The organism is Leptolyngbya sp. CCNP1308, from assembly GCF_034932455.1.
Lineage (GTDB): Bacteria > Cyanobacteriota > Cyanobacteriia > Phormidesmidales > Phormidesmidaceae > Nodosilinea.
This window is the reverse complement of sequence record NZ_JAYGIH010000096.1, coordinates 1-1,114: the sequence shown is the minus strand read 5'-3', so window position 1 is coordinate 1,114 and position 1,114 is coordinate 1. Positions and strand designations below refer to the sequence as shown.

General features: G+C 52.1%; 1 protein-coding gene and 1 pseudogene. Both read right to left on the bottom strand.

Translation table 11 applies throughout. From position 1 onward, the window contains the following. Positions 1-354 precede the first annotated feature (354 nt). Complete coding sequence (locus VB780_RS25610) at positions 355-906, bottom strand: ISAs1 family transposase (protein WP_323354021.1); 552 nt, start codon at positions 904-906, stop codon at positions 355-357. 123 nt (positions 907-1,029) lie between these two features. Beyond that, positions 1,030-1,114 (bottom strand): annotated as a pseudogene (locus VB780_RS25605) (IS5/IS1182 family transposase); the annotation flags it as partial.

Sequence of the window (1,114 nt, the reverse complement as noted above, 5' to 3'; positions counted from 1 at the left end):
CCCATCCAGTTCGATGGCATTAATGACCTTTTGTCGCAAATCGAGGCTGTAGGGTTTGGCCATGGCACGCAGGTGGAGATGTCTCTACCTCTAGATTATGTCCTAATCAGACTGGCTATAGCTATACATCGCCGTCGCTCGACACAGAGGACGGTTTTTGCACCCAGCCAGCGTTGAGGATCAATACCTTTGGCTGAATATACCCTGACTAACCGCTGTTCCTGGCGACCATGCTGGCACTCAAAGGGCGTTGACGCGATTTGGCGAGGGCGACGATAGCGAATGAGGGTCTCAATCTGACGATACAGCTTTCCTTGGTTCTCTTTGACGGCCACTAAGTAGTCATTGCCACCTTCAACAATGAGCGACAGTGTTTTTTTGGGCGTGAAGTGCATCTAGGCTGAAAACCACTCCAGTGAGGTGAAGTTTCTCCAGCAGGTACTGCACCACCTTCAACTCACTATTTTCAGCCGTGGTCAGCGCAGCTAAATCGACCGTGACACCTTGGCTTTGAGCAAAGACACTGACAAGCCCGACAAAGCGAGTTTTGCCCTCATCATCCACTATCGGCTGCCGAATCCGTTTCCCGTCAATGGCGTACACATCGTCATCCACCGTCATATGCTGGCGCATCCATCGAGCGAAGGTGTCGCTGAGGGCAGCAAAGTCGAGCCCCATATGTGCTCGCCGGAACGTCGAAAAGGACGGCACCGCATCAAGGTCGATCTGCAATAGGCGGGCCACCTCTGCGCCGTAGCGTTGCGCAAACTCCTCCAATGGACGATTGCCGCGATACCCGGCTAAATTCCCCATCACAATGAACACCAAAATGATCCATAACGGGTGGCGTTTCCCACGAGCCTTGCGATAATCAGGGACGGCCTGCAAGGCTTCTATGAGGTTCATAGCAACACCAGGGAGAGACGGTACCTTACAGCTTAATTTTTATCTCATCACATTGAATCAACCCTGGGCCAGAGGGGTATTTAAGAGGGTGTTTGAAAAGTCGGATGGGGTCAAAAATCATGCTAATCGCCTGACCATGATACGGATCATGGCGAGGTAAATGAGGGTTTCCGATGTTTCCGGCAACCGTTCGTAGTCTCGCACCAAG

Excerpts from the sequence above, each read along its gene's own strand:
- VB780_RS25610 (WP_323354021.1), bottom strand. The coding sequence starts at position 906 with ATGAACCTCATAGAAGCCTTGCAGGCCGTCCCTGATTATCGCAAGGCT.